The 3383-nt window shown below is 33.0% G+C and carries 2 protein-coding genes; both read right to left on the minus strand.

The features are described from left to right. Positions 1-787: 787 nt before the first annotated feature. A complete protein-coding gene (locus QO190_RS13175) occupies positions 788-1345 on the minus strand; it encodes a GNAT family N-acetyltransferase (protein WP_371463838.1) in 558 nt (185 codons plus the stop codon). A 978-nt stretch (positions 1346-2323) separates the two neighbouring features. Next, positions 2324-2863, minus strand: a complete 540-nt coding sequence (locus tag QO190_RS13180; protein WP_371463840.1) for a GNAT family N-acetyltransferase — start codon at positions 2861-2863, stop codon at positions 2324-2326. Between the last annotated feature and the right edge of the window lie 520 nt (positions 2864-3383).

Raw genomic sequence — 3383 nt, forward strand, 5'->3', positions numbered from 1 at the left:
ATATAGATTCCTAATCGTGAGCAAAAAACATAACCCTGTCATTCTGAACGAAGCACAGCGTAGTGAAGAATCTCTTCATAAAGCAAAATATTTCAACTTCACGACTTCATCCCGCACTCATAACTCATAACTCATAACTCATAATTCATAACTCATAACTCACAACTTACGCCTTCACAACACATCAACTTCACGACTTTACCCCGCACCTCATCCTTCATCACATCGCTTCAAAGCGAATGAATTTCGCCAACTTAGCTCACTTAAAAAAGTAATTCAAGAAAAAAAAATCTTTGCTTTTCAAAAACAATTTCGCCAATAATATAGATTCCTAATCGTGAGCAAAAAACATAACCCTGTCATTCTGAACGAAGCACAGCGTAGTGAAGAATCTCTTCTTAAAGCAAAATATTTCAACTTCACGTCTTCACAACTCATCAACTTCACGACTTCACCCCGCACTCATAACTCATAACTCATAACTCATAACCCATAACCCATAACCCATAACCCCCGATGTCGCGGATTTGTAATCCGTGACTACTACTTTGTAACTACTTAAATATAATGAAAAATAAATTCCCCCGATGTCGCGGATTTGTAATCCGTGACTATTACTTTGTTATTACTTAAATATAATAAAAAATAATATTCCACCTTGGTGACTGAGTGTCGTCGAAGTCAGGGTCGGGGAAAAGAAAATTATTTCCAAACAAAAAACTTCATAAAAAAAGCATTTTAAAACACACGCTTCATCAATTCCACAAAATCTGAAGTTGGGCCACAGTTACTGCTGTCGGGGAGTCGACTTTTTATGTTCCCAAGTAGTCTTTTTCAATTCAAACCAGTCTGTTGGGTCACCTTCGTAATCAAAGGTTTCTTGAAATTCAAAGCCCAATTTAGACAAAACCTTCTTAGAGTTTACATTTTTCGGGTCAACGATAGCAAAAATTTGGTCAATATTTAAGTTTGAAAATCCATAATCCAAAATAGCAATAGAAGATTCTGTAGCAAAACCTTTACCCCAATGTTTTTTCTTAAACCTATAACCAAGTTCGTAAAAATTGTGGTGATTATTTAATGGTCGGTCAAAATATTTTAAACCAGCCCAACCAATACATTCGTTGGTTAATTTATCAATTACAGCCCAACGAGCAATTCCATTTTCTTGATATTGCTTTTTAAGCATTTCAATCACTTTTGTTATTTCGTCAATTGATTTTACAGGATTATTTTCAATAAACAAATGAACTTCTGGGTCAGAATCCATTTCGAATAAGTCATTTTCGTCTATGTATTCTAACTCTCTTAAAATTAACCTTTCTGTTTCTAATAAAATATTCATTTGTCGATTATTTTTTTTACGGTGTCGTTTTTAATCTCACCACTAAGATTTTTAAACCTGATGCAAGTAGCTGAAATTGAAACGAAAATACCAGATGCATCGTTTTTTTAATCTTTGAGGATTACTTTATAATTGTTTAAATATAATAAAATATTTAAAACACAAGCTCCATCAATTCGCTAGCGAATTCTCACTTAGCTCACTTAAAAAAGCAATTCAAGAAAAAAAATCTTTGCGTTTCAAAAAAAATCCCCCCAATAATTAGATTCCTAATCGTGAGCAAAAAACATAACCCTGTCATTCTGAACGAAGCGTAGCATAGTGAAGAATCTTTTCATCAAGGAAAAAGTTTTTCTACACCTGCCAACCGAATATCCGTGACCTTTCCAGAACATCTCCGATGTTCCTCAGAGCCCTTAAAAACGCTATCATTTCACCACATCTCCGTGAACTTTGTGATAGAAAAAAGTCTGTTTAAATAACAATTCCCACATCGCTTCAAAGCGAATGAATTTCGCCAACTTAGCTCACTTAAAAAGCAATTCAAGAAAAAAAAGCCCGATGTCGCGGATTTGTAATCCGTGACTATTACTTTGTTATTACTTAAATATAATAAAAATATTAAAACACACGCTTCATCAATTCGCTAGCGAATTCCCACTTTGCTCACTTAAAAAAGCAATTCAAGAAAAAAAATCTTTGCGTATAAAAATATACCCTAGAAGCCCCATCTCAAAAAGCACTTCACCCTATAGACCCGATGTCGCGGATTTGTAATCCGTGACTATTACTTTGTTATTACTTAAATATAATAAAAAATAATATTCCACCTTGGTGACTGAGTGTCGTCGAAGTCAGGGTCGGGGAAAAGAAAATTATTTCCAAACAAAAAACTTCATAAAAAAAGCATTTTAAAACACACGCTTCATCAATTCCACAAAAACTCAAGTTGTCCAACAATTACAGTTGTCAGGAAATCTACTTTTTATGTTCCCAAGTAGTCTTTTTCAATTCAAACCAGTCTGTTGGGGCACCTTCGTAATCAAAGGTTTCTTGAAATTCAAAGCCCAATTTAGACAAAACCTTCTTAGAGTTTACATTTTTCGGGTCAACGATAGCAAAAATTTGGTCAATATTTAAGTTTGAAAATCCATAATCCAAAATAGCAATAGAAGATTCTGTAGCAAAACCTTTACCCCAATGTTTTTTCTTAAACCTATAACCAAGTTCGTAAAAATTGTGGTGATTATTTAATGGTTGGTCAAAATATTTTAAACCAGCCCAACCAATACATTCGTTGGTTAATTTATCAATTACAGCCCAACGAGCAATTCCATTTTCTTGATATTGCTTTTTAAGCATTTCAATCACTTTTGTTATTTCGTCAATTGATTTTACAGGATTATTTTCAATAAACAAATGAACTTCTGGGTCAGAATCCATTTCGAATAAGTCATTTTCGTCTGTGTATTCTAACTCTCTTAAAATTAACCTTTCTGTTTCTACTAAAATTTTCATTTGTCGATTATTTTTTTTTTACGGTGTCGTTTTTAATCTCACCACTAAGATTTTTAAACCTGATGCAAGTAGCTGAAATTGAAACGAAACTACCAGATGCATCGTTTTTTTAATCTTTGAGGATTACTTTATAATTGTTTAAATATAATAAAAATATTAAAACACAGCTTCATCAATTCGCTAGCGAATTCTCACTTAGCTCACTTAAAAAGTAATTCAAGAAAAAAAATCTTTGCGATTCAAAAACAATTCTCCAATTGAAACGGATTTCTAATCATGATTAAAATATATAACCCTGTCATTCTGAACGAAGCACAGCGCAGTGAAGAATCTCTTCATAAAGCAAAATATTTCAACTTCACGTCTTCACAACTCATCAACTTCACGACTTTACCCCGCACTCATAACTCATAACTCATAACTCACAACTTACGACTTCACAATGTCTTGTCCTAAAATAGCTTTACACAAAAAAGTGTAAAAGAATGAACAAACGACAAATTATTTTAGGATTAAAAAG

Origin of the sequence: Cloacibacterium sp. Arc13, assembly GCF_041431305.1 — a bacterium.
Taxonomy (GTDB): domain Bacteria; phylum Bacteroidota; class Bacteroidia; order Flavobacteriales; family Weeksellaceae; genus Cloacibacterium; species Cloacibacterium caeni_B.